Source organism: Sorangium sp. So ce302 (assembly GCF_051530145.1).
Lineage (GTDB): Bacteria > Myxococcota_A > Polyangia > Polyangiales > Polyangiaceae > Sorangium > Sorangium cellulosum_B.
In genome coordinates this window covers 445,334-470,701 of record NZ_CP150326.1, presented here as the reverse complement: position 1 = coordinate 470,701, position 25,368 = coordinate 445,334, and the positions used below count along the sequence as shown (strand labels likewise).

Annotated in this window: 21 protein-coding genes, 1 tRNA gene and 1 pseudogene; 9 read left to right on the top strand and 14 right to left on the bottom strand. The window is 73.5% G+C overall.

What is annotated here, in order from left to right; genetic code table 11:
- Positions 1-3 precede the first annotated feature (3 nt).
- Entirely contained in the window at positions 4-3,657 is a 3,654-nt protein-coding gene (locus WME73_RS01835) for an AAA family ATPase (RefSeq protein ID WP_437914564.1), read from the top strand.
- Between the two features lie 54 nt (positions 3,658-3,711).
- Here the strand turns inward: WME73_RS01835 and WME73_RS01830 are convergent, their stop codons facing one another.
- The 3 genes and pseudogenes from WME73_RS01830 to WME73_RS01820 form a co-directional block, all read right to left on the bottom strand.
- Positions 3,712-4,179, bottom strand: a complete 468-nt coding sequence (locus WME73_RS01830; protein WP_437914563.1) for a hypothetical protein — start codon at positions 4,177-4,179, stop codon at positions 3,712-3,714.
- Complete coding sequence (locus tag WME73_RS01825) at positions 4,176-4,538, bottom strand: c-type cytochrome (RefSeq protein ID WP_437743851.1); 363 nt, start codon at positions 4,536-4,538, stop codon at positions 4,176-4,178. Before WME73_RS01825 ends, WME73_RS01830 begins: the two co-directional genes overlap by 4 nt.
- Positions 4,539-4,694: 156 nt before the next feature.
- Positions 4,695-4,856: pseudogene (locus tag WME73_RS01820) on the bottom strand (transglycosylase domain-containing protein); the annotation flags it as partial.
- 170 nt (positions 4,857-5,026) lie between these two features.
- Between WME73_RS01820 and WME73_RS01815 the strand changes: the two are divergent.
- On the top strand, positions 5,027-5,437 hold the full coding sequence (locus WME73_RS01815; protein WP_437743849.1) for an SET domain-containing protein: 411 nt from the start codon (positions 5,027-5,029) through the stop codon (positions 5,435-5,437).
- Between the two features lie 161 nt (positions 5,438-5,598).
- Here WME73_RS01815 and WME73_RS01810 read toward each other — a convergent pair.
- From WME73_RS01810 to acpS, 11 genes are all read right to left on the bottom strand, one after another.
- Positions 5,599-5,670 (bottom strand) — tRNA-Cys (locus WME73_RS01810).
- Between the two features lie 242 nt (positions 5,671-5,912).
- Positions 5,913-6,713 (bottom strand): hypothetical protein, encoded by an 801-nt coding sequence (locus WME73_RS01805; protein WP_437743848.1) that lies wholly within the window; start codon positions 6,711-6,713, stop codon positions 5,913-5,915.
- A gap of 247 nt (positions 6,714-6,960) precedes the next feature.
- The gene (gene cysW / locus WME73_RS01800; protein WP_437743847.1) at positions 6,961-7,866 is read right to left on the bottom strand and encodes a sulfate ABC transporter permease subunit CysW; all 906 of its coding nucleotides are present in this window, start codon (positions 7,864-7,866) and stop codon (positions 6,961-6,963) included.
- Positions 7,866-8,768, bottom strand: a complete 903-nt coding sequence (gene cysT, locus WME73_RS01795) for a sulfate ABC transporter permease subunit CysT (RefSeq protein WP_437743846.1) — start codon at positions 8,766-8,768, stop codon at positions 7,866-7,868. Before cysT ends, cysW begins: the two co-directional genes overlap by 1 nt.
- A gap of 5 nt (positions 8,769-8,773) precedes the next feature.
- Entirely contained in the window at positions 8,774-9,829 is a 1,056-nt protein-coding gene (locus WME73_RS01790; protein WP_437743845.1) for a sulfate ABC transporter substrate-binding protein, read from the bottom strand.
- A complete protein-coding gene (locus WME73_RS01785; protein ID WP_437743844.1) occupies positions 9,826-10,149 on the bottom strand; it encodes a DUF2325 domain-containing protein in 324 nt (107 codons plus the stop codon). Before WME73_RS01785 ends, WME73_RS01790 begins: the two co-directional genes overlap by 4 nt.
- A gap of 159 nt (positions 10,150-10,308) precedes the next feature.
- Positions 10,309-11,001: a helix-turn-helix domain-containing protein gene (locus tag WME73_RS01780; RefSeq protein WP_437743843.1), complete on the bottom strand. Its 693-nt coding sequence runs from the start codon at positions 10,999-11,001 to the stop codon at positions 10,309-10,311.
- A gap of 41 nt (positions 11,002-11,042) precedes the next feature.
- A complete protein-coding gene (locus WME73_RS01775; protein ID WP_437743842.1) occupies positions 11,043-12,386 on the bottom strand; it encodes an NAD(P)/FAD-dependent oxidoreductase in 1,344 nt (447 codons plus the stop codon).
- A gap of 204 nt (positions 12,387-12,590) precedes the next feature.
- Positions 12,591-13,289 carry an RNA polymerase sigma factor gene (locus tag WME73_RS01770; RefSeq protein ID WP_437743841.1) on the bottom strand — a complete coding sequence of 233 codons (699 nt, stop codon included), beginning with the start codon at positions 13,287-13,289 and terminating at the stop codon, positions 12,591-12,593.
- Between the two features lie 258 nt (positions 13,290-13,547).
- Positions 13,548-15,344: an NAD(P)H-hydrate dehydratase gene (locus WME73_RS01765; protein WP_437743840.1), complete on the bottom strand. Its 1,797-nt coding sequence runs from the start codon at positions 15,342-15,344 to the stop codon at positions 13,548-13,550.
- On the bottom strand, positions 15,341-15,787 hold the full coding sequence (acpS, locus tag WME73_RS01760; RefSeq protein WP_437743839.1) for a holo-ACP synthase: 447 nt from the start codon (positions 15,785-15,787) through the stop codon (positions 15,341-15,343). The genes WME73_RS01765 and acpS overlap by 4 nt, the downstream gene beginning before the upstream one ends.
- Before the next feature lie 355 nt (positions 15,788-16,142).
- On the opposite strand from acpS, the gene WME73_RS01755 reads away from it, so the two are divergent.
- The 7 genes from WME73_RS01755 to WME73_RS01725 all read left to right on the top strand — a co-directional run bounded on the left by WME73_RS01755 (position 16,143) and on the right by WME73_RS01725 (position 25,142).
- Positions 16,143-17,882, top strand: a complete 1,740-nt coding sequence (locus WME73_RS01755) for an Eco57I restriction-modification methylase domain-containing protein (protein WP_437914562.1) — start codon at positions 16,143-16,145, stop codon at positions 17,880-17,882.
- A gap of 74 nt (positions 17,883-17,956) precedes the next feature.
- Positions 17,957-20,203, top strand: a complete 2,247-nt coding sequence (locus WME73_RS01750; RefSeq protein WP_437914561.1) for a DUF4139 domain-containing protein — start codon at positions 17,957-17,959, stop codon at positions 20,201-20,203.
- A 19-nt stretch (positions 20,204-20,222) separates the two neighbouring features.
- On the top strand, positions 20,223-21,926 hold the full coding sequence (locus tag WME73_RS01745; RefSeq protein WP_437914560.1) for a DUF4139 domain-containing protein: 1,704 nt from the start codon (positions 20,223-20,225) through the stop codon (positions 21,924-21,926).
- A 175-nt stretch (positions 21,927-22,101) separates the two neighbouring features.
- Complete coding sequence (locus tag WME73_RS01740) at positions 22,102-22,458, top strand: cupin domain-containing protein (protein ID WP_012232951.1); 357 nt, start codon at positions 22,102-22,104, stop codon at positions 22,456-22,458.
- Positions 22,459-22,474: 16 nt separating this feature from the next.
- Positions 22,475-23,503, top strand: coding sequence for a phosphatase PAP2 family protein (locus WME73_RS01735; RefSeq protein WP_437914559.1), 1,029 nt, complete (start codon positions 22,475-22,477; stop codon positions 23,501-23,503).
- A gap of 2 nt (positions 23,504-23,505) precedes the next feature.
- Complete coding sequence (locus WME73_RS01730) at positions 23,506-24,399, top strand: hypothetical protein (RefSeq protein ID WP_437743834.1); 894 nt, start codon at positions 23,506-23,508, stop codon at positions 24,397-24,399.
- Positions 24,400-24,437: 38 nt separating this feature from the next.
- On the top strand, positions 24,438-25,142 hold the full coding sequence (locus tag WME73_RS01725) for a thioredoxin family protein (protein ID WP_437914558.1): 705 nt from the start codon (positions 24,438-24,440) through the stop codon (positions 25,140-25,142).
- The last annotated feature ends 226 nt before the right edge of the window (positions 25,143-25,368 follow it).

Genomic DNA, 25,368 nt, shown 5'->3' with positions numbered 1-25,368 from the left:
GCCGTGCACTTCACGATCCCGCTCTTCGAACGGCGGACCACGAACGTCGAGTGCGTGACGCTCGGCCTCGGCCCGGGCACGCGCTCGCGGGAGGGGCGGCACGCGGAGCGCGTCCGGCGCCTGCTCACCGAGGAGCTCAGGGCCGTCTTCGAGAAGGCGCGCGCGGCCGAGCTCGCGCGCTTCGAGTTCCCCCGCGGCATCCGGCTCGAGAAGGTGCGCCTCGAGCTCACGCTCTCCGGCGCCGCCGAGCGGCGCAAGGTGAGCGGGCTCTGCCCCGTCGTGCTCGAGGCGCGCTGGGCCTCGGAGCACGAGCGCGTCGTCTTCGCCTACCACCCCGCCCGCCAGGGCGAGGCCGCGCCGATCCGCGAGGATCTCCCGCTGGACGAGCAGCTCCGCGCGCTGTTCCAGGTCGCGTGGGCCGCGCTCGACGACGACGAGGTCGCGCGGCTCTGGAGCCGGGGCAAGGAGCGCATCGCGGCGCTGTCGTTCTCGTGCGCCCCGCGCTCGGCGCTCGCGGACCTGCCGGAGCGACCAGGCGACGACGACACCGGCGCCGATCCGGCGTTCCGCTGGAAGAAGCGCCGGGGCCTCAAGGTCCTGCCGAACCTCGGCGTGAGCCTCACGCAGCGCGCGGCCCAGGGCAATCTCGACGCGGGCGTGCCGCGATCGCCGCAGCGCGAGCAGCTCGCCTTGCTGCTCGGCGCGGGCAGGGCGCAGCCCGTCGTCGTCGTCGGCCCGCCGGGGTGCGGCAAGACGACCTTGATCCACCGGGCGGTGCTCGATCTCCTCGCGGCCGACGGGTACGGCGCGCACAAGAACCTCGACCGCGTCCGCGACGTCGTCGCCGTGAGCGGCCGCAGGCTCATCGCCGGGATGAGCCACCTCGGCGACTGGGAGAAGCGGTGCGTCGAGCTCGTCGAGGACGCGCGCAGCCGCGGCGCGATCCTCGTGATCGACGACCTCCACCACTTCGGCCGGATCGGCAGGTCGCGCGAGAGCGAGCGCTCGCTCGCCGACTTCTTCCGCGGCCCGCTCTCCCGCCGCGAGATCGTGATGGTCGGCGAGTGCTCCCCCGAGGCGTTCCGCCTCCTCGAGCAGGAGTCCCCGTCGTTCGCGGCCCTGTTCACGCCGCTCTTCCTCCCCGAGGCGACGCCCTCCGAGACGTTCCGCCTCATGGTGCGGGAGGTCCGCGCGCTCGAGCAGCGCCACGCCGCCCGCGTGAGCCCGTACGTGCTGCGGACGATCCTCGACCTCGGCGGATCGCTCCTCTCGGCGCAGGCGCTGCCGGGCAAGGCCATCGATCTCTTGCGCGAGGTCGTCCGCGCGGGCGTGACGCCCTCCCTCTCCGGGGATCCGGGGCCGGCGCGCGGCCACGCGCCGCGGCCGATCGGCTCGCAGGACGTGCTGCGGCTCCTGTCGCAGAAGACCGGCGTACCGCGGCTCCTCCTGGGCGGCGACGAGCCGCTCGACGCCGGCGCGCTGGAGGAGGAGCTCGGCCGGCGGGTGATCGGCCAGCCGGAGGCCGTGCGCGCGGCGGCGGACCTCGTGGCGCGCATCAAGGCGGGCCTCGTGGATCCGCGGCGCCCGTACGGCGTGTACCTCTTCACCGGGCCGACGGGGACCGGCAAGACCGAGCTCGCCAGGTGCATGGCGGAGCTCATCTACGGCAGCGCGTCGCGCCTGCTCCGCTTCGACATGAGCGAGCAGAGCGGCCCGGACGCGCCGGCGCGGCTCGTCGGCGATCGCTACGCGCCCGACGGGCTCCTGACGCAGCGGGTGCGGGAGCAGCCGTTCTCGCTGGTGCTGCTCGACGAGATCGAGAAGGCGCACCCGTCGGTGCACGGCCTCTTGCTCCAGCTCTTCGAGGACGGGCGGCTCACGGACGCGGCGGCGAGGCCCGCGCACTTCCACCACGCGGTGGTGGTGATGACGGCCAACCTGGGCGCGCGGTCGCGGGCGCTTGTCGGCTTCGGCGGCGCGGGGCTCTCGGAGGCGCGGGCGCTCGCGATCGCGGAGGAGTCGGCCCAGGAGGTCGCGCGGGCGGTGCGCGACTTCTTCCCGCCGGAGCTGTTCAACCGGATCGATCGCGTCGTGCCGTTCCGCCCGCTGACGCCCGAGGTGGCGGTGCGGGTGGCCGAGAAGGAGCTCGACCGGCTGCTCGGCCGGCGCGGGCTCGCCGAGCGGAGCGTCTTCGTGCGCCGGGGCGCCGGCGTGGCCGAGCGGATCGCGCGCGAGGCGTTCGTGGCCGAGGACGGCGCCCGCTCGGTGAAGCGGTTCATCGAGGACGAGATCGGATCGCTGCTGAGCGACGCGCTCACCCGCGGCGCGCCCGCCGCGATGCAGGTGATCCGCATCTTCACGACCGCGCGCGGCGACGGCGCCGCCGCGGCGGGCGACGGCGCCGCGTCCCGCGGGTCACCCGGGTCACCCGCGTCACCCGAGTCCCCCGCGTCACCCACGTTTGCGCTGCACCGCGAGGCGCTCGCGGAGGCCGAGCCCGCGGCCGCGGCGTGGGCCCTCGCGCCGCTCATGGCGAGGCCGCTCGGCGCGCTCACGGCGGAGCTCTCACCGCTGCTCGAGTTCGTCGACGCGCTCGATCGGAGCGACGGCCTCGCGCGCCTCTCCGAGCGGATCCGCTACCACCTCGCGGAGCACGGCCGGACCGCCGCCGAGGGGCCCGAGGCGCACGAGCACGCGGAGGCGGTCTACAACCTCGACGCCATGCGCGGCGCGATCCGGGCGTTCCGCGAGCGGATCGACCTCGTCCGGCGGCGGAGCGGCGACGACGACGAGCAACAACACCTCGACCTGGAGGTGCGGCGGTTCGGCTACGTGACGGTCGAGGACGAGTGGAGCCGCTCCCGGGTGCGCCTGTTCCACCGGCGCCAGCTGCCGGGCCCGCTGCGCCGGCCGGCGAAGCAGGAGGTCCTGGAGTGCATCGCGGAGGGCCACGCGCTCCGGCGCGCGCTCCGCAAGGTGGACGAGCCGGGCCAGCACGCGGTCCTGATCGAGCTGCTCCGCGCGGCGCGCTTCGACGAGGGGCCGGCCGGCGCGCGCGACGAGCCCGAGGAGGGGCTCTTCGAGGCGCTCGCGCGCGCCTACGGCGAGGCAGGGGGGGAGGTGGAGGGGTGGGCGTGCGCGCCGCTCGGCAGCGCGTCCGACGGCGACGGGCGCGCGCGCGTGGTCGAGCAGGGCCGCGGGGCGGCGGGGATCGGGGCGATGCTCGCCGCCCCCGGGCGCGGGGCGGAGCTCCTCGTCCTGAGCGTCGTGGGCCTGTGCGTGATGGACTTCTTCGAGCTCGAGACGGGCGCGCACGTCTGGACGTCGCTCTCGCGCGGCCCCGAGGTGGTGCGGGTGCGCGCCCTGCCGGCCCGGCCGGGCCTCTCGCCGGCGGGCGCGGTCCGGGAGCACCTCGAACGGCAGGCGGCGTTCGACGAGGCGGCGCGGCGCGGGCGCGCGCTCCCGCCGAACCCGGCCGAGCTCCTCCCGGTGGTGCGGCGGGTCCGGTTCGACCCGCCGCGCCGCCCGGGCGCGACCGCGCCGATCGAGATCGAGGACTACGTGATGGGGTATGCCGAGTCGTCGCTGGTGCGGAGCCTGTCGCAGGCGCTGGCCCCGCTGTGGCTGCTCCGGATGAGCCGGGAGGACGTGGCGTGAGCCGGCGCCCCGGGCTGCTGCTCCGGGGATGCGCAGGCGACGGCGGGCGGCCTCTCAGGGCAGCCGGAAGAGCGGGCGACCGTACGCCATGAAGGGCCAGGGGATGGCGGCGACGATGATGAGCAGCGTGAAGACGACGCCGAGCGCCAGGCGCCGGTGCTGCGCGGTGGGGTCCGGGGCTCGCTTCGCCCGGGCCCAGGCGACGTGGGCGACCGCCACCGCCACGATCATGGCGAAGATGTGCTCGACGGCGAAGAAGCGCAGCGCCGCGATGGGCATGGCGGCCTTCAGCGCGGCCAGCGACGTGGGCCTGAGCGGGCTGAGCGCGGTGTAGAGCAAGACGCCGAGGAGGAGCTGGGCGTCGAGCGAACCGACGAACGCCGCGCCCACCTTGCGATCCGCCGCCGTCCACGGCCCCCGCTGGGCCCAGCCGCGGACCGACCGCGCGAGCGCCAGGAGCCCGAGCAGCAGGACGACCCAGCGCAGCCACGAGTGCGCGACGAGGACGAACGAATAGATCATGGCCCCTGCTTTCCGGCCGCGGTGCCGGCCTCGATGATGTACTGCGCGATGTCGGCGAGATCCGACTCCCGGACGCCGCGGAAGCTGGGCATCGGGGGGACGTCGGTGCGCTTTCGCCCCGGGGTCACGGCCCAGCGGACGATGCCCGCGGGATCGGTCCTGTAGAGCGCTGCGATCTCGCTGAGCGGAGGGCCGACCAGCTTGGCGCTGGGGGCGTGGCACGCCGCGCAGAGGGTGGAGAACATGGCCTTGCCCTTCGCGGCCTGCGGCGAGAGCGCGACCGCCTCCTCGGCGGGGTCGGGCCTCTTGCACGCGGCCGCGAGCAGGAGCAGGGCGGCGAGGATCGGCGACCACTTCATGCGGGCGGGCCGAACATAGCGCGCGGCGGCGCCGCGTGGGGCCGGCGTCGCGCCGCGAGGATCACCAGGGCGCCGCGCGCCCGGCCAGCCCGAGCAGGAGGCCGCGGCGCGGGGCGCCGAAGGAGCCGGGTCGCCTCGCGACGATCACTGCGTCTTGCCGTGCCCGAAATAGATGTGGTTCAGGTAGAGCTCGAGGATCTGGTCCTTCGTGAGCTCCTGCTCGATGGGGCGGGCGAGGAGGAGCTCGCGCATCTTCCGGTCCAGCGTGCGCTCGTGCGTGAGCAGCACGTTCTTCACGACCTGCTGGGTGATCGTGCTGATAGGCCGCGCTGCCGATAGGCGTTCGAGCACCGCCGCGCTCGCTGGACGCCCCTCTCTCGCCGCTGTACTCGAGCGCGAGGTCCGGACCGCAGGTGGCACCGCGTATCCTGCTGGGGCGTGGCGGTGACCCGAGATGGCGGGGCGTGATAGCGTCGGCGGCGCCTGCCATGACCGACCAGGAAATCGACGCCCTCATCGCCGAGAACCAGTTCCATCCGAACGTCGTGTGGCGCCGCATCCCTGGGAAGGGCCGGGGCGTCTTCGCTCGCCGGTTCCTGCCAAAGGGCGCCGTCGTCGAGTGGGCCGCTGTCAGCTGCTTCCAGGCGTCGGATCTGAAGACCGAGGACCACCGCGACTGCCAGGCGCTCCATCACGTGTTCACGTGGGGGGAGGAGCCGGGGCGGGAGAAGGCGTATGCGTGGGGGCTGCTCGCGCTCTACAACCACTCGGCGACACCCAACGTCGAGATGAATGACGGCCCGGTGCCGGACTCGATGGCCGCCATCGCGCTCCGCGACATCCACGCGGGCGAGGAGCTCTGCTTCGACTACGGCTACACCTGGTTCGATCCTCGCTGAGGCGAGGACGCGAGCGCCGTGGTGGCGACCGTACCGCTCCGGCTCACGTCGACGATACCGGCGCGCTGGCGAGCGCCCGTCAGCTTCGCCGGCGCACCGCGCTCGCCTCGTAAGGCCGGGGCACCTCGGTCAACGCTCGGGCCGGACTGTCGTCGTTGCGGAGGTGAGGACGGGATTCGAACCCGCGTATAACGGTTTTGCAAACCGTTGCCTAACCACTTGGCTACCTCACCGACTGTTCGAAGCGGCGGGAGGTCATGCCTCATCTCTGCGCGGCTGTCAACGCCTTTGATACCGCCGTCTACATTCACGCGGCCGAGCCGTCCCTTCAGCCGGCGCTCCGCCACGCTCGTTCTGTCGTCGTTCTCGTTCTGTCGTCGTTCCGGCTTCCAGTTCCCTCCCGTCCCGATCCTGGAGCCGGCGGAGGGGGGCTCCGGCGCGTTCCCACCGCAGCCCTCCAGAACACCCGCGCAGCTTACTGTTCGCGCCCGCCGCGCCGTGCCCTTCCCGCGCGCGGCACCCTCTCCCGCGCCCCCAGGGCTCGCCCGATGTAGCTGGCCGTGTAGACCGCCCGCCGCGTCGCCTGGAGCAGCCCGCGCGGCACGATCCCCTTCCCCGTCTGGAAGGGGTTGAAGCGGAGGGCGCGCTGGTCGATGTCCACCGGCTCGTACAGCTCCATATCGGCCACTGCCATCCACCGCGCGCGCGAGCCCCCTCGCCTCACCTCGAGGCGCAGCAGCGCGAGCCCCGCCGCAGCGGCGCGCTCCAGCTTCTCCAGGCGGTTGCCTTTCACCACCGCCGCGCGCAGCGGCACCAGGCGGAACTCCGCGCGACCGAAGCCGGCCACGTCGAACCGCGCCAGCGCGTAGTAGTCGTTGTCCAGGAAGTCGTGCCTCTTCGTCGTGAAGAGGGCGAACGGGAGCAGCAAAAGTCGGCGCGCGCTCACGAAGATGAGGTCCTGATCGCCGGCGCTCGCGGCCGGCGTCACCTCTTCGCTGGTCCGGAAGCGCACCGCGACTCCCAGCACGTCCGGGCGGCGCTCGCCCTTGCCGCCCCGCCACCGCCACATCCCGCCCGAGAGCCGCACGAGCGCCGGCCCCGCCAGCCGCTGCGCCAGCGCGCCGACCTCGCCCTCCACCGCGAGCGCCTTCACCCCCGCGCAGTAGACCACGCCGTCGGGATGGAACAGCCTCGCTCTCCGGATGAAGCTGCCCCCCCCGGCGATAGGAGACAGCGCTCCCCCGATCACACGCCCAACCGCTTCGAAGAACCGCATGGTGACCCCTCCCTCGAACCTGGAGCGCCGGGGGCCAATCGCAAGTTGGGCGCGCCCCGACAGCGCACCTCCCGCGGCGCTCACCCGCGTCGAAGCGTCGAGATCTGCTGTTCTCCGCGCGCCATCCGTTCTCCTGGGCAACGGCGATTCCAGGGAAGCGCCGTGTCCCCGGCGCTCCCTCTCGTGCCGCTCGTGCCGAGTCCTCCAGCGGCCCTCGCTCCGTCGCGCGCTCCGTCCCGCGCGCGCGTCACCCCGCGCCGGCCTTCGCCGCCGGGTCGATCTCAGGAGCGGCGTCTCGCTGCGCCCGGCCTTCGATAAGGCGCTTCGCCACGAGCGTCAGGAGCGCGAGCAGGACGAGCAACGAGGCGACCGCGAACGCCGCCGAGAAGTGGAACTCGTTGTAGAGCACCTCGACGTGCAGCGGCATGGTGTTGGTCTGCCCCCGGATATGCCCCGAGACGACCGACACCGCGCCGAACTCGCCCATCGCCCGCGCGTTGCAGAGCACCACGCCGTAGAGCAGGCCCCACTTCGCGTTGGGGAGGGTGATGCGGAAGAACATGCTCCACCCGCTCGCGCCGAGCGACAGCGCCGCGTGCTCCTCGTCGGCCCCCTGGCTCTCCAGGAACGGGATGAGCTCGCGCGCGACGAACGGGAACGTCACGAACGTCGTCGCGAGGATGATCCCCGGACGATCGAAGATGACCCGGAGGTCGTGCTCGATGAGCCAGGGGCCGAGCACCCCTTGCGCCCCGAAGAGCAGGACGAAGATCATGCCGGAGATCACCGGCGAGACCGCGAACGGCAGATCGATGAGCGTGACGAGCAGGCTCTTTCCCGTGAACTCGAAGCGCGCGATCGCCCAGGCCGCGGCCACGCCGAAGACGAGGTTGAGCGGCACGGCGATGAGCGCGGTCGTGAGCGTCAGCTCGATGGCGGCGATGGCGTCCGGCGCGGTGATCGCCCGCCAGTACCCCGCGAGGCCGTCCTTCAACGCCTCGATGAACACCGCCACGACCGGCAGGAAGAGGAAGAACCCGAGGAACGCGAGCGCCGCCGCCGTCAGCGCCCAGCGCACCAGCGGGGGCTCGGACGTCGCGCCGCGCACCGCCCCGCGCGACCTGAACCGCAGCTTGCCGGCCGCGCCAGCCACTACGACGCGACCCCGGGCGCTCTGGCCCCCGCGGGCCGCTCGGACGCAGGCTGGGGCGCTTCGACAGCGCTCCGCGACCCGCGCGCGCCGCTCCAGGACTGGAGTCGGTTGATCAGGAAGAGGAGCACGAAGGAGCAGAGAAGCATCACGAGCGCGAGCGCCGTCGCGCCCGCGTAGTCGTACTGCTCGAGCTTGGTCATGATGACGAGCGGCGCGATCTCCGTCTTGAGGGGCATGTTCCCGGAGATGAACACGACCGACCCGTACTCACCGAACGCCCTCGCGAACGACATCGCGAACCCGGTGAGGATCGATGGCCAGAGCGCGGGCAGGAGGATGCGACGGAAGATCTGGAAGCGGCCCGCGCCGAGCGACGCCGCCGCCTCTTCCTGGTCGACCTCGAGCTCCTCCATCACCGGCTGGACCGTCCGCACGACGAACGGGAGCCCCACGAAGGTGAGCGCAATGACGACGCCCAGGCGGCTGAACGCGCTCTGGATCCCGAGCGGGTACAGGAACCGACCGACCCACCCCTGCTGCGCATAGATGGCCGTCAGCGCGATGCCGCCGACCGCCGTCGGGAGCGCGAAGGGCAGGTCGACGAGCGCGTCGACGATCGACTTGCCCGGAAAGCTGTAGCGCACGAGCACCCACGCCACGAGGACGCCGAAGACCGCGTTGATGCCCGCCGCGATGAGCGACGCGGCAAAGCTCATCTTCAACGAGGCGACGGCGCGCGGCGAGGTCGCCACGGCCCAGATCTCGGCGGGCTGGAGCGTCGCCGTCTTGAGGAAGATCATCGACAGCGGGACAAGCACCAGCAGCGACAGGTACGTTACCGTAATCCCCATCGCCAGCCCGAAGCCGGGCAGAACGCTCTGTCGCCGCCAGAGGAGAGCCACGAAGTCTACTTACCGGCCTGGTAGATCTGGTCGAAGACGCCGCCGTCGGAGAAGTGGGCCTTCTGGGCTTTTTGCCACCCCCCGAACACCTCGTCAATCGAGAAGAGCGCGACCTTCTGGAAGACACCCTCCGACTCGGCCGCCGCGAGGATCGCCGGGTTGCGCGGGCGGTAGAAGTGCTTCACCGCGATGCGCTGGCCGTCCTCCGTGGAGAGGAAGGCGAGGTACGCCTCCGCCGCCGCCCTCGTCCCGCGCCTGTCGACGACCTTGTCGACCACCGCGACAGGCGGCTCGGCGAGGATGCTGATCGACGGCACGATCACCTCGAATTTGTCCTTACCGCTCTGCTTCACCGCGAGCAGCGCCTCGTTCTCCCAGGCGATCAGCACGTCGCCGAGCCCACGCTCGACGAACGTCGTGGTCGAGCCGCGCGCCCCCGTGTCGAGGACGGGCACGTTCTTGAAGAGGCGGCCGACGAAATCCTTCGCCTTCGCCTCGTCGCCGCCCGCTCGCTTCAGCTCGTACCCCCACGCAGCGAGGTAGTTCCAGCGCGCCCCGCCGGAGGTCTTCGGGTTCGGGGTGATGACCGCCACGCCCTCCTTCACGAGATCGTCCCAGTCCTTGATGCCCTTGGGGTTGCCCTTGCGCACCAGGAAGACAATGGTCGACGTGTAAGGAGCGCTGTTGTCCTTGAGGCGCGCCTGCCATCCCTCCTTGATCAGCCCGGCGGACGCGACCGCATCGACGTCGTAGGCGAGCGCGAGCGTGACCACGTCCCCCTCGAGCCCGTCGATCACCGACCGGGCCTGCTTGCCCGAGCCGCCGTGCGATTGCTTGATGGTGACGTCCTGTCCGCTCTGCTCCTTCCAGCGCTTCGCGAAGGCGGCGTTCACCTCTTCATAGAGCTCACGCGTGGGGTCGTAGGAGACGTTCAGTATCTGCACCGACCCCGACTTCGAGGCGCCGGCCGCGTCGCCCTTCGAGCACGCCGAGAGCGCCAGCGCCAGCACACAACAAAGCATCGTCATCAAGCATCGCATCGATCGTCCTTGCTCCCTCATCCAGTCGCGAGATACCGCGATTCCCGCTGCGCGAGCGCGTCGAGCAGCTGCTGGAAGCGCGAGGCGCCGATGCGCCGGGCCATGAACGCCGCGCGGCCGAGCTTCTGGCAGAGCTTCTTGGCGAGGAGCACGCCGCCGTGGCTGTTCACGTCGGTCAGCACGATCACGAGATCGGCCCGCTCGATGGCCGCCCGCAGCTCGGCCGCCCCGCGGCCGCCCGTGTTGCCCGTGTGAAACTCCAGGTGGTGCCCCGCCTGCAGCGCCATCCGCTCCAGCTGAGCCTGATTGCGATCCAACCCACCAATCCAGGTGATCCGCATCGCTCCGCCTCCTTGCTCCTCGCAGCGGGTGACCGCCGCTATAACGGACATATCTCACGCTAAAGCAGAGGACGCAAGGGAGATCTGCCAGGATAACGGAGGACATGTCTTGGATACCGGAGGGACACGAGGCCGGCGGGGTCCGGAAATGCGGCGGAGCTAGCCGCGCGAACCGTAGGTCATGACGAGGTACATGACGGCCTCGGCGCTGCCCGGGTTGCGGTAGCTGTGCGGGCTGTCGGCCTCGAACAGGATGGCGTCGCCGGTCTCGAGCAGGCGCCGCTCGCCGGCCACGGTGATCTCCACCGAGCCCTCGGTGACGATCAGGTTCTCCGCGGTGCCCGGCGCGTGCGCGTCGGCGTGCTCGACCGAGCGCGGCGCGAGGCGGAGCTCGTAGAACTCCACGTTGCGCGGCCGGTCCATCGGGAAGAGCGCCCTGGAAGAGAAGTCGCCGTTGCGAGACCGCAGGATGCGCGCGTGCGAGGCCTGCATGACGGTCGTGACGGGCGACGTCGCCTGGCTCATCAGCGCCGAGAAGGGGACCCCGAGGGCGCGCGCGATCTTCCAGAGGACGTTGATGGTCGGCGTGCTCTGGCCCAGCTCGATCTGCCCCAGCATCGCCCGGCTCACCCCGGACGCCTTCGCCAGGCGCTCGAGCGACAGGCCCCGCTCGGCCCGGAACCGCTTCAGGTTGGAGGCGACGACCGGCGTGAGATCCGACGCGTCGTCGAATGCCGGGTCATCCCCGCCAGGCTCGCTCGCCGGGGGCGCGGGTGGGGACGGCGGCTCGGCGGCCGCCGATCGCGCGGGGGTCTGGGCTCTGCGTGCCTTCACTGGACGCGTATCCGCCATGGTGGAGGGCGCGCGTCAAGCGAGCGGGGGGAAGGGCGCGCTCAGGGGCCGCCGGAGACCACCTCCGCGACCGGGCTCGCGGGCGATGGGCGACGCACCGAAGGCGCGGGCGCCGCCAGGAGCACCGGCGAGGTATGGCCGGTGATGAGGCGGGCGCCGCGCTTGAAGGTGATGTACTGCCACATCCACGCGAACATGACGGTGAAGCGGTTCCTGAAGCCGATAAGGAACAGCACGTGGACGGCCAGCCAGGCGAGCCACGCGAGCGTGCCCGACATCTGCAGGCGCCCGACCTTCGCGATGGCGCGCGAGCGGCCGATGGTCGCCATCGTCCCCTTGTCGCGGTAGGCGAACTGCCCGCGCGGGCGGCCCTCGAGATCATCGAGGATGCAGCGCGCGACGAAGCGACCCTCCTGGATCGCGGCCGGGCTGAGGCCGGGCACGTCGACGCCGTTCCGGTCGCGGAGCGTGGCCATGTCGCCGATCGCGAAGACGCCCGGGTGCCCGGGGAGGGAGCAGTCCGGCCCGACCTTCACGCGGCCGACGCGATCGAGCTCGACGCCGAGCGCGCGCGCGAGCGGGGTGCCGCGGACCCCCGCGGCCCAGATGACGGTCGCGGCGGGGAGGCGCTCGCCGTCCTCGAACAGCACGCCCTGCTCGTCGATGCTGCGGAAGCGGCGCCCCTTGATGACCTCGACCCCGAGGGACGCGAGCTGCTCCTCGGCGCTCGCCGAGAGGCTCTCCGGGAAGGCCTGGAGGATGCGGGCGCCGATCTCGACGAGCAGCACCCGCGAGAGCGAAGGGTCGAGGGAGCGGAAGTCGCGCGCGAGGATGTAGCGCGCGAGCTCGGCGAAGGCGCCGGCCATCTCGACGCCCGTGGCGCCGCCGCCGATGACGACGAACGTGAGCAGCCGCCGCCGCGCTGCGGGGTCCTCCTCGCGCTCGGCGGCCTCGAAGGCGAGCAGCATGCGCTCGCGGATGGTGAGCGCCTCGTCGAGGTTCTTGAGCGCCGGCGCGAACCGGGCCCACTCCTCGTGGCCAAAGTAGTTGTTCGTCGCGCCGACCGCGAGGATCAGGAAGTCGTAGTCCAGCGGGTCGCCGTCGACGGTGACGCGCCGGCCGGCGAGGTCCACGCCCGTCACCTCGCCGAGCAGGACCCGGACGTTGCGCTGGCGCGACAGGACCGATCGGATCGGGACCGCGATGTCGGCCGGCGAGAGGCTGGCCGTCGCCACCTGATAGAGCAGCGGCTGGAACAGGTGGTGATTGGTCCTGTCGATGAGGGTGACCCGGACGGGCGCGTCGCGGAGCGCCTTTGCCGCGTTCAGGCCGCCGAACCCTCCGCCGACGATCACGACGTGAGGCTCTCTCGCGGTCGTTGCCATGGTGCCTCCTGGCGAGGAACGCTTCCTCGGTGGCACGACGATGGTAGGGGGCCCAGATCACCGCGGCAAGAAGGCGCAGCGGGCGGGCGCGGCGCGCAGGCGGCCGAAAGAGCCCTCGTCGCGACGGCGAATCGGGCCGCAGAGGCGCAGCGCAGGGGCGACGTGATCCCGGTCGCGGGCGACGGAGATCGCCGCCGCGATCGCTCATGCTGCCGCGGCCTTCACGTCGCTCCTCGCCTCGGCCTTGCCGTCCGGCGCCTCGGCCTTGCCGTCCGGCGCTTCGCCACGCAGCACCTCGGCGAGCAGCTTCCGGCCGCGGTGCAGGCGGCTCATGACGGTGCCGACCGGGACGCCCAGCCGCGTCGCTGCGTCCTTGTAAGACATCTCCTCGAGGTCCACGAGCACCAGGGTGTCACGGAAGGCCGGCGGGAGCGTCGCGAGCGCGCGCCGCACGCCGGGCGAGAGCGCGTGCATGTCAGCGCAGCGCTCCGGCGCCGTCCACGCGCACGGGTCGGTCGCGAGCACGTCGAGGGCGTTGCGCTCGCGACGGCTGCGCCGGCAGCGGGTGATGAAGACGCTGAAGAGGATCTGGTGCACCCACGCCCGCAGGTTGGTCCCGGGCTCGTAGCTCCCCGCGAACCGGAGCGCGCGCTCCACCGTGTCCTGCACGAGGTCCTCGGCCGTCGCGGGCGTCCGGGAGAGCCGCAGCGCGCGGCCGAAGAGCTCCGGTGTCATTTCGACAAGGCCCCGGAGCAGCTCGTCGACCGCTCCCCGCGAGCCCTCTCCCGGCGCCGTCCGCGCCGCCCCGAAGGACGGCCCGCGCCCGAGCGCGCGCGTCGCGCCGGGCGGCGGCGGCGCTGGGTTCGAGGACCGGGCGGGGGCATGAGCGGCGTGGACGAGCATGGCGGGACCTCCTGCGTAACCGGCACTGGCAAGGCAGGTGCCACCGCGCGGACCTCGCGAAGGCCGCGGATCACGCTGAACGGCGCGGGCGGAGACACGCGGGCGCGTGTCAAATCGACAGCAGGGAGAACGGGCGCGCCAGGGTGGCGAGCCGCCCCGCGGCGCGCCCGGCCCGGCGGCCCCACCCGCGCGAGCGCCGGGCGAGGCGTCCAGCAGAGCGGGCGCCGGGCGAGGCGTCCGGCGGAGCAGGCGCTCGCGTCACGTCGAGAGCGGGTCGCTCCCGGCGGCCAGCGCGGCGATCAGGCCCGGGACCAGCTCGGCGATCTCGCCCGCGAGCAGCCCCCGATCGCTGCCCGTCTGCGCGCGCCACACATCGCCGGCGAGCGCGTGGATCAGCACCCCGGCGCTCGCCGCGGCGGTGGGATCCATCGAGCACAGCAGGGCCGCGATCATCCCGGTCAGGACGTCGCCCGAGCCGGCGGTGGCGAGCGCGGGGTTGCCCGCCATGCAGATGAACATGCGGCCGTCCGGGAGCGCGATGATCGTGCGCGCCCCCTTGAGCACGACGATCGCCCGGGTGAGCGCCACCGCCTCGCGCACGGCGCCGAAGCGGTCCTCCTCGACGGCCCGAGCGCTCCGGCCAAGGAGCCGGCCGAGCTCGCCGGAGTGCGGCGTCATGATGAGGCTCCCGCGCGCGGTCGCGAGCGCCTCCGGGCGGCCCACGAAGTGCGTCAGGGCGTCCGCGTCGACGACCTTCAGGCCGTCCCAGCCGAGCACGACGTGATCCACCGCGGCCCGCGCCCGCTCGTCGAGGCCGAGGCCCGGGCCGATGGCGACCGCCCGCCGCCCGGCGAGCGCGCCGTCGAGCGACGCCGCGATGCGGGCCGGATCGATCGAGGTCGTCATCAGCTCCACGACGCGCGACTCCATCGCGCGCGCGGTGTCGGCCCAGGTGCAGATCGTCACGAGGCCCGCGCCCGTCCGCATCGCCGCGCGCGCGGTCAGCAGCGCGGCGCCGAGCTTGCCCGACGAGCCGGCGATGACGAGCACGTTGCCCGCCTGGTGCTTGTAGACGCTCGCCTCGCGCGGGCGCAGCGACGAGCCGATCGTCTCCTTGCGGAGGACCTCCGCGACGTGGCCCACCTGGGCGAGGATCGGCCGGTCCGGGACCCCGAGATCGACGACGTGCACGTTGCCCGCGAGCCGCGCGCCCTCGGGCGTGAGCAGGCCGATCTTGAGGTGGCCGAAGGTGACGGTCTCGTCGGCCTGCACCGCGGCGCCGAGCGGCGCGCCGCTGTCGGCGTCGAGGCCCGAGGGCACGTCGAGCGCGATGCAGAGGCAGGTCGCCGCGTTGAGGACGCCGATGACGTCGGCGAGGTGGCCCTCGATGGGGCGGTCGAGGCCCGTGCCGAAGATCGCGTCGACGAGGAGGTCGGCCCCCGCGAGCGCGACCTCGAGCGGGGCGAGGGACGCGCCCGGGGGGAGCTCGGTCAGCGCGCCGCCGAGATCCACGTACGCATCGTGGTTGATGCGGCTATCGCCGGTGACCTTCTCGGACCGGGCGGCCAGGAAGACCTGGACCTCCGCGCCGCGGGCGAGGAGGTGGCGCGCCACGACGAAGCCGTCGCCGCCGTTGTTGCCGGCCCCGCAGACGACGACGACGCGGGCGTGGAGGGGGTACGTCGCGGGCTGCCCCGGGCTCGGGACGTGCCGCACCGGGAACGATCGGATGCGCGCGGCGCGGGCCTCCTCGGCGTCGCGGCGGCCGTTCGGCGGCGGCGGGACGCTCCCGGGGCGGCCCCGGAGACCCGCCCCGGAGGGCAACGTCGCCGGCCAGAACGCCCGCGCGGGCGAAAGGCCGGACGCGAGCGGGTGCGGCGCGCGGTGCGCGGCGTCGCCGGGCTGCCCGGCGTTGCGCCCCTCGATGATCGCCGAGATCACGTCGGCGGCGCCGCGGCCGGCGTTCTCCATGAGGACCACGCCGGGGACGTGGCACTGGTGGATCGCGTGTTTGTCGAAGGCGCGCATCTGCGCGCGCGATAGGACCGGAATCACGAGCGCTCTTTCCCTTCGTCCAGGCTGGATCGGCTCTCGCCGTCCTCGTCCGCATCGGTCGGGGATCGGCTCTCCCCTTCCAGGATAGCCACCGCCGCCGCCACGCCTGCATCATGCGTGATCGACAGGTGGACCCGCTGGACGCCCATGCGCTCGGCGAGCGCGCGCGCCGGGCCGTGGAGCGCCATCGTCGGCGGCATGCGCGGCGCGCCGCGCACCTCCAGGTGGTGCCAGCTGACGCCCGGCGCGCCCGCCATCGCCTTCACCACGGCCTCCTTCGCGGCGAAGCGGCCCGCGAGCGCCGTCGCCCGGTCCACGCGGTGCGCGAGCGAGCGGCGCTCCGGCTCGGACAGCACCCGCTCCCAGAACCGCTCCCCCCACCGCGCGAGCGCCTCCTCCATGCGTCCGATGCCGCAGACGTCGATGCCGATGCCGAGGATCACGCGCCCCCCTCGCTCGACCGAGCGTCCGGGCCGGCGGCCGGCGGTTGCACGGCGCCTCCGCAGGTGACGCTCGCCGCGATGCGATTGGCGGGACGGACAGACACGGGGAAGGCCATGCGGCGACTCTACCCTATTCGATGGCGACGCCTCCTGAAACGCGATCCGCGCCTCGCCCCGAGCGCGGAAGCAGACGCAGACGCAGACGCAGAAAGCGCCTCGACGGCGGCACGCGAGCGGGGAAGAGGCCCGGCGCGATGCGGCCGGCCGCGGCCTCGGGCGCCGCGACCGCGCGGCGAGCGCGGCCGTGGAGCGCCGCCCGCGCGCGCCGATCGCGGCTACCATGCTCGCGGCGCCAATGCAGACAGCCCTCGATCTGACGGTCATGCTCCCGCAGAGCGCCTACGATTACGGCGAGCGCTCGTCGGGCGAGGCCCACGGCGTGGTGCTGACGAAACCCCACGTCGTGAATCTCATCCTCGATCTCGCGGGCTACACCGCGGACCGGGATCTCGCGTCGCTGTCGCTGCTCGAGCCAGCCTGCGGCCATGGCGCGTTCCTGGTCCCCGCCGCCGAGCGGCTGATCCAGTCGGCGCGCCGCCACGATCGCGACCTCCTCGAGATCGAGCCGGCGATCCGGTCGTACGACGTCGAGCGAGCTCACGTCGACCACGCGCGCCTCGCGGTCGCCGGCGCCCTCGCGCGGCTCGGGCTGCCGCAGGGCGACGCGACGCGCCTCTCCGAGGCCTGGATCGCCCACGGCGACTTCCTGCTCACCAGCCAGGGACGCCGGTTCGACGCGGTGGTCGGCAACCCGCCCTATGTCAGGATCGAACAGCTCTCGCCCGAGCTCCAGGAGGAGTATCGACACCGGTACAGGTCGCTCTACGACCGCGCCGATCTCTACGTGGCGTTCATCGAGCGCGGCCTCGAGCTCCTCGCGCCCGGCGGGATCCTCTCCTTCATCTGCGCCGACCGGTGGACCCTCAACCGGTACGGCGCGCCGCTCCGCCGGCTGCTGTCGAGGTGGTTCCGGGTGCGGTGCTACGTCGATCTGCGCGGCGCGTCTCCCTTCGAGTCCGAGGTCGTCGCCTACCCGTCGATATTCGCCGTGTCGCCCGGCAAGACGGGGAGCGTCCCTGTCGCGACGCTGCGCACCGCCTCGCCGGAGGAGTGCGAGGCCGCGTCCGCCGCTCTTCGATACGCGGAGGGACACGCGGAGGGACACGCGGAGGGGCGCGCGGAGGCGGGCGCGGCGGAGCGCGGCTCCGGCGTCGCCGTGTCGGAGTACGCTTCCTGGTTCGAGGGCGACGACCCGTGGGTGCTCGGCTCGCCAGAGCACCTCGAGGCCCTGCGCGCGCTCGAGGCGCGGTTCGCGCCGATCGAGGAGGTCGGCGGGACGCGCGTCGGCATCGGCGTCGCCACCGGGAACGACAGGATCTACATCGTCGGCGAAGAGGTGGATATCGAGCGCGATCGCCTCGTGCCGCTCGTCATGCGACACGATATCGAGGACGGCCGCATCCGCGACGCCAGGCGGTTCGTCATCAATCCCTTCGGATCCGACGGCAAGGTGGTCCATCTCGAGGAGTACCCCAGGCTCTCCGGGTACCTGCACGCGCACGAGGCCGAGATCAGGAGGCGCTACATCGCGCGGCGGGGCGGCGCAGGCTGGTTCCGCACCATCGATCGCGTGGTTCCGGCGCTGACCACCGCCCCGAAGCTGCTCGTCCCCGACATCGCGGGCTCCAACGAGGTGGTCTATGACGAGGGCAGGTTCTATCCGCACCACAATCTCTATTTCATCACCTCGGAGGGCTGGGACATGGAGGCCCTCGGCGGGCTGCTCGGCTCCAAAGTCGCCCTCTTCTTCGTGTGGTCCTATGCGGTCAAGATGCGCGGAGGCTACCTGCGCTTCCAGGCCCAGTACCTGCGGCGGATCCGCCTGCCCCCGCCGGAGAGCGTCGCGGAGGAGCTGATGAGCGATCTCCGCAGCTCCTTCCGGCGGCGCGACTTCGACAGGCTCGACGAGCTCGCGCTGCGCGCCTACGGCATCGACGCGCTCCCCGGGTTCGGCTTCCTCGACACGAGGAGATAGCCCGCTATCCGGGCCCGCGCGCGGCGTGATACCGTCGCGCTCTCGCGGGGCGTTCGCGGGCGAGGGGACGAGCGATGACGGCCGAGAAGATCGAGTGCGCTAGCCGTATCGAGGGGGTCGTCGTGTACGCGCGCGGGGCGATCGTCACCCGCCGCGTCGAGCTCGCGGCGCCGCTCCCCCGGGGGGCGGTCGAGATCTCGGTGCCGGGGATCACGCCGCTCGCCGAGCCGGGGAGCTTCCGCGCGCTCATCGACGCCGCGGGCGGCGCCGCCGCAGGCGCCCCGGCGGGCGCGGCGGCGGCCTCCGGGCCCGCGCGCGACGTGCGCGACGTGATCGGCGTGCGCGCGCGGCTCGTCGTGCCCCCGGCGCCCGTCTCGAGGACGGCGCTCTCCGCCGAGCTCCGCGAGCTCGAGCTCGCGATCGCGCGCCTGTCGGCGGAGCGCGACCACCTCCGCCTCTGGCGCGACCAGCTCGGCGCCGTCTCGCTCGATCCGGAGCTCGCGCGGCGCTTCCGGCCGGGCGACCCGGCGGCCCGCATCCGCGACGCGCTCGCGGTGAGCGGCCTGCTCTCGGACGAGCTCGCCGCGCTCGACGCCCGCGCCGCCGCGCTCGACGCGGAGCTCGAGCGCGCCCGGAAGGAGCTCCTGGCCGTCCAGATCGACGCCGCCCAGGCCACGAGCGGCGAGGTCGAGGAGCGCGACCCGGCGCGCCTCGACGTCGTCGTGCGGCTCGCGCCGGAGCGCGGCGGCGCGGCCGGGGAGCCGGCGCTCCGGCTCGAGTACGCCGTGTTCGCCGCGCGCTGGTGGCCCGCCTACGCGGCGCGGTTCTCGCGCGGCGCGACCGAGGTCGCCTTGCAGCTCGACGCCCTCGTCGCGCAGGCCTCGGGCGAGGACTGGAAGGACGTGCGCCTCGCGCTCGCCACCGCCGATCTCGTGCAGGACACGCGGCTGCCGGAGCTCGCCTCGCTGCGGCTCAGCCGCGCGCAGCGCCCCCCGCGCCGCGGCTACCGCCCCGCGCCGGAGGGGCTCGACGCCATGTTCGACGGGTTCGACCGCTTCGTCGCCGCCCTCCCCGAGCCGGCCGCGCGGACCACCGCCGCGCCTGGAAAGCTCCCGCCCGCGCGTGACGGCGGCGAGGCCACGCGGAACCGGGCCAGCCCGGAGCCCTTCGCGGCGATGAAGAGGCCAGCGCCGCCTGCGCCATCCGGCCCGGCCGCCCCGCCGCCCCCGATGCAGGCCGCCGCGCCGATGGCGTTCGCCCCGCCGATGCCGCTCGCCGCGCCGGCGCGGAAGTCGCGCGGGCTGTCGCTCCCGTCGTTCGGCGGCGGCCACGGGGCGCCGCCCCCGCCGCCGGCTCCCCAGGCGAGCGCGCCCCCGGTCCCCCGGAGCGCCCTGGGCTCCGCGGCGAGCGTCGAGGCCGCGGCCAGCCTCGAGGAGGAATGGCTCGCTCCCGAGCAGGCGCTGGAGGGCGCCGGGGCCGCCCCGGCGCTCGAGCCCGCGCAGGTCGAGGAGTGGCTCGACTTCGACGCGCTGCACCTCCCCGGCGCGGGCAAACAGCGCGGCCGGCTCGCGCGCGACGAGCCCGGGCCCTCGCGGCGCAACGCGCGTCGGGCGGAGCAGGACATCGCGGACCTCGGCGCCCCGCCCCGGGCCGTGGATCCGCGCGACTCGCGCGGGCAATTCGACCACCTCTACGTCGGCGAGAGCGCCGCCGACGTGCCGTCGAACGGCGGGCTCCACCGCGTCGCGCTGGGCGCCGCGCGCGCCCCCGCCGCGCCCCGGTTCGTGACCGCGCCCCGCGAGGCCGCCGACGTCTACCGCGAGGCGCGCGTCGAGAACCCGTTCGACGCCCCGCTGCTCGCGGGGCCTGTCGACATCTTCGTCGACGGCGCCCTCGCGGCGCAGTCCGCGCTCGGCCGCGTGGACCGGGGCGGCCTCCTCCGCGCCGGCCTCGGCGTCGAGGAGCGGATCCGGGTCGCCAGGAACGCGCGCGTGGACGAGTCGAGCGCCGGCCTGCTCGGCGGCTCGCTCGCCGTCGAACACGCGGTGGTCATCGACCTCTCCTCGTCGCTCGGGATGGGCGTCGAGGTCGAGGTCCTCGACCGCATCCCGGTGACGGACGACAAGGACGTCGAGATCAAGCTCCTCTCGTCGCAGCCGAAGGCCGAGCCGTACACCCAGGAGGAGCTCGGCGAGCCGGTGCGCGGCGGGCTGCGCTGGCGCGTCCCGATCGCGCCAGGCGGCAAGGCCTCCGTCGCGTTCACCTACCGCGTGGTGTTCTCGTCCAAGAACGAGATCGTCGGCGGTAACCGTCGGGAATAACAAAGGAAACGAGCGCACCATGGCAACGGATGCGAGCGGTTCGGACCGGGCTGGGCGGAGCGCCAGCGGAGGCGGAGCGAGCGACGAGAGCGGCGGCCACGAAGGCGCCCGCGCGCCGCACCCGAGCGCGGCGCGCGCGGTGACGCTGTTCGAGGATCGCGCCGAGGTCGTGCGCGCGGCGCGCGTCGAGGTCCAGGCCGGGGCGCAGTGGATCGCGATCGGCGGCGTCTCGGTGTTCGTCGACGAGCGCACCGTGCAGGCGCGCGTCGCGGGCGCGGATGCGGTCCGGGTGACGGCGGCGCGCGTACGATGGAGGGCGCACAGGGAGGCGGCGCTCGGTCGCGAGGCGATCGACGCGCTGGAGCGCGAGGAGCGCGAGGCGTCGCTGCGGGCCGGCGCCGCGGAGCGCGCGCGGGACCGGGCGTCGCGGCGCGAGGCCCACCTCGACCAGCTGCTCGCGAAGTGGGCGCGGGCGATGAGCGAGGTCCCGAAGGACGCCGGCGAGCCCGCGCGCCTCGCCTCGTGGCGCGGCGGCGCCGAGGCGCTGCACGCGGCGCTCGCCGAGGCGCTCGGCGCGTCGGCGGACGCGCGCGCGGCGCGGGCGCGCGCCGAGGAGGACGCCCGGCGCGCCGGGGCGCGGCTGCGGGAGGGGTCCGTCGAGCAACCGCGCTATGAAGCGGTGATCGAGGTCGAGGTGCACGCCCCCGCGCCGCAGCCCGTCGACATCGAGCTGACGTACCGCGTCGCGTGCGCGATCTGGCGCCCCGAGCACCTGGCGCGGCTCGCCGCCGGCGCCGCGGTCACGAGCGCGGGCGGCGCGGCAGCGCAGGCGCCTGGCGGCTCGATCGAGCTCACCACCTGGGCGTCGGCGTGGCAGGCGACGGGCGAGGTCTGGGAGAACGTCACCGCGCGCTTCTCGACCGCGCGGCCGTCGAGGAGCGCCGAGGCGCCGCTGCTCGAAGACGACGTGCTCCGCGCGCGGCGCAAGACGGAGATCGAGCGCCGCCGCGTGATCGTCGAGGCGCGCGACCAGGCGATCGCCGCGGCCGGGCTCGACCGCGGGGCGCGGGCGGTCGACGAGATGCCGGGGGTGGACGATGGCGGCGAGCCGCTGATCTTCGAGGCGGCGGAGCCGGTGACCCTCCCCTCCGACGGCCGCCCGACGCGCATCGAGATCGCGCGGCGCTCGCTCCCCACCGAGCTCGCGCTGGTGCTGTACCCCGAGGTCCACCCCGCGGCCCACCTGCGCGCCACGGTGACGCTGGACGGCGGCGGCGCCGGCGGACGGCCGCGCCCGCTGCTGGCAGGCCCGGTGCGCGTCGCGCGGGGCGGCAGCCTCGTCGGCCGCGCCCGGCTCGATTTCGTGGGCGCCGGCGAGCCGTTCGAGCTCGGCTTCGGCGTGGACGACGCCGTGCGCGTGCGGCGCACCGTCGACGAGGAGCAGGACACCGCCGCGATCACGGGGAGCCGCAAGATCCGCCGGCGTGTGAAGCTCTCCGTGTCCAACCTCTCCAGCAGCGTGAAGCGGGTGCTGGTCACCGAGCGGATCCCTGTCAGCGAGGTGGCCGAGGTCGAGGTCGCGCTCGGCGAGGCCCCCGGCTGGACGCTGGACGAGAAGGACGGATTTCTCCGTGGCCACGTCGAGCTCTCTCCGAAGGGGTTGAAGACGATGTCGTTCAGCTACGAGCTGCGCGCCGCAGCGAGCGTGGTGTTGCCTTTTTGAAGCCAGGAAACGCAGAGAGCGGGAACGGGGAAGGAGAGAAGGAGAGAAGCAGGGAAGCCGAGACGCCGACGGCCGCCGTCGCACGGTTCGCGCGGAGCGCCGTTGACAGGACGCAGTGCGCTTCTGTAACGGATCGATCTCCCAGCGGCTTCACTCGTGAAGGAGGAGGATCGCCATGAGGCAGCAGATCGACGGGGCCGTGGTGCTGACCGCAGCCGACGAAGACGTGATGGAGTATTTGCCCAACCGAGGCGTCTTCATGGCGCAGCTGCTGGGAAGAGACCGCGGGAACGCCTTCGGCTTCTACAGGGGCACGATGGGCCCCGGCTGTGAGATCTCGCGCGAGCTCCACACGGAGACCACCGAGACCATCTATATCCTGGCCGGTCAGGCGCTCGGCATCGTCGGCGACCGCGAGGTGCCCCTCGGCCCCGGCCAGATGATGCACGTCGAGACGAACGTACACCACGGGCTGCGCAACACGGGCGCCGGGCCGCTCGAGTTCCTCGTCATCGGCCACCCCGATTTCTGATCGCGCGGTCCGCTCCTTGAGGTGCGCCGCGCCCCTCCGGTTCGCCTCCAGCACGCTCGCCGTGACGGCGCTGCTCGGCGCTGCAGCGGCGCGAGCCGAGCCGCCTGCTGCGGCGCGAGCCGAGCCGCTCGCGGCGCCGTCCGGCGCGGCGACACGGGGAGCCGGCGGGACCACCGCCCTCCGTTCCGGAGCGGTGCTGCCGAGCGCGCCGCGCCGGGCCGCGCCGGAGGCTCTCTCTCGCGCGCGGCCCGAGGTCGCGTGGGATCCGGCCTGGCCGCGCTTCCGCGTGAGCGAGTATGTGGCCACGGGGCTCCTGGCCGCGACCGCGTTTGGCACGCTCGCCATCCCGCCGTCGGAGGGCCGGTGGACGACCGTGAACGGCTTCGACGGCTCGGCGCGCGACGCCATGCGCATCCGCAGCGATCGCCAGCGCGAGATGGCGCGGGACGCGAGCGATCTCCTGCTCACGCTGATGACCAACCACCTCGCGGTGGACGCCCTGCTCGTGACCTGGTGGGGGCACGGCCGCGGCAGCGTCGCCTGGGAGATCGCGATGATCGACGTCGAGGCGCTCGCGCTGAACGCGGCCCTGAACGGCGTCGTCGCGGGGCTCACGAGCCGCGAGCGCCCCTACCGCGCCGGGTGCGCCGGGCCGGAGGAGCAGCAGGACCGCGACTGCCGGGGGAGCAAGCGGTACAGGAGCTTCTTCAGCGGCCACAGCTCGACCGCCTTCACGGCGGCGGGGCTCGTGTGCTCGCACCACGCGCGCCTGCCCCTGTACGGCGGCGGCGCCCCCGACGCGCTCGCGTGCGCCGCGTCGCTCGGGACGGCGGCGGCCGTGGCGACGCTCCGGGTCGTCTCCGATCAGCACTTCGCGACCGACGCGCTCACGGGCGCGGCGGTCGGCGCCCTGACCGGCCTCGGGCTCCCGTGGCTCCTGCACTACCGCGGCGGCGCCCCCGCCTCGGACGCGCCGCGCGCGGACGGCGTCACGCTCAGCTTCGCGCCCGCGCCGCTCGGCGGGTACCTGGTGGGCAGGTTCTAGCGATGACGCTCCGCCGCGCGCTGGCCGCCGCCGCGACGCTCGCCGCGCTCACCCTGCTGCCCGCCGGGGCCGGCGCCCAGGATCCGGCCGACCTGCCGTCGCCCGCCGGCGAGCCGCCGCCGGTGCCCTCGGGCATCGACCTCCTGCAGAAGCGCTCTTACTGGGCGCGGAGCGCCGCCGCGCGCCCGTTCCTCTCCGCGCTGATGGATCTCGGCGTGATCTATTTCAGGCCGAGCCTCGCGCTCGGCGTGGGCAAGCCCCACTGGTCCTGGCTCGGGATCGAGGGCTATGCGAGCGGTTCGCCGAACGGCGGCGCGGAGTACCTGGGCCTCCGCGCCGCGCTGCCCAGCGTGGAGATCCGCGGCGGCGCGCGGTACGCCTTCTCGACGACCCAGTACTTCCTCGAGCCTCGGGCGTCGTACACGCGCAGGGACACCGAGCTCATGCAGGGACCTCCGTCGCGGTACGTCGCGGCGGAGCTCGAGGTGTCGGGCTCGATACCCTTGCTCGGAGGCAGCCTGTTCGGCGTCGCGACCGGTTATGCGGTGCTGGGGACGCCGGAGGGATTCTACCTTTACGAGGAGGCGCTCCACGCGGTGATGAAGCCGCCGTACCTCTACCGGGCCCGGCTCGGCTACATGGCGGAGATGGACCGGTTCGGCGAGCTCCGCCTGGGCGCCGCCGCCGAGGTGCTCGGCAACCCTGGCCGCGACAGCGTCGTCGTGCGGCTCGGCCCCGTGCTGGCCGTGTCGTTGACGCACCACCTGGACGCGGTGGGGACGGTGATGGTGGTGGCCGCGACGCCCGATCGCCTCGGCCTGCTGGGCGCGGATCTCGGCCAGCTCGGCCTTCGATACCGGTGGGCGACCGGCGATCGCTGGCCGGAGTTCCCGTGACGCATGCGCCTGCCGCGACGCGTGGTAAGCGTCCCCGTATGAACAGGCTCATCTCCCTGACGTTCCTCGCCGCGGCCCTCGCGGCGTGCACCCAGCCCGGCGAGGCGAGCGCGCCCGCGGCCACCGGCGCCGCCGCGCCCCAGCCCGCCAAGGCCGACGCCCCGAAGGCGAAGGCCGCGGACGCGCCGGCGGCCCAGGCGAAGGCGGCCCAGGCCAAGATCGGCCAGCCCGCGCCCGATTTCACGCTGCCGGACCTCGACGGCAAGCCCGTCAAGCTGGCCGATCACAAGGGCAAGACGGTCGTCCTCGAGTGGTTCAACCCCGGTTGCCCGTTCGTGCAGCTCGCGCACCGCCAGGGCGGCCTGAAGGACGTGCCGGCGCAGCAGGCCCAGAAGGGGGTCGTGTGGCTCGCCATCAACTCGGGCGCTCCAGGCAAGCAGGGCACCGGCAAGGAAGAGAACGTGAAGGCAAAGGGCGAGTTCGGGATGAGCTACCCGGTCCTCATCGACGAGAAGGGCGACGTGGGGCGCGCGTACGGCGCCCAGCGCACACCGCACATGGTCGTCATCGATCCGCAGGGCACGGTCGTCTACGCCGGCGCCATCGACAGCACGAAGGGCGGTGAGCCCGAGCCGGGCGAGCAGGTCACGAACTACGTCGATGCCGCGCTGACCGAGCTCGCCGCCGGCAAGGCGATCTCCACGAAAGAGACCGAGGCGTTCGGCTGCACCGTCAAGTACTGACCAGCCCGCCGGCGGGCCCATGAGCAGCGGAGCAGCTGAACCCACCTCGGCATCATGTCGCGCGCCCCACAAATAGCGTCGCGGACGGCGTCCGCTCCTCGCTGCTCTCTCGCTGGATCGTTCATTGGCGCTGTCGTCGGCGCGGCGCTGAACGTCGCTGAACGTCGCTGACCGGCGCGCCCGCCGTCTGTTCCCGCCCCACGCCCATCGCCCCGTCGAGCGCATC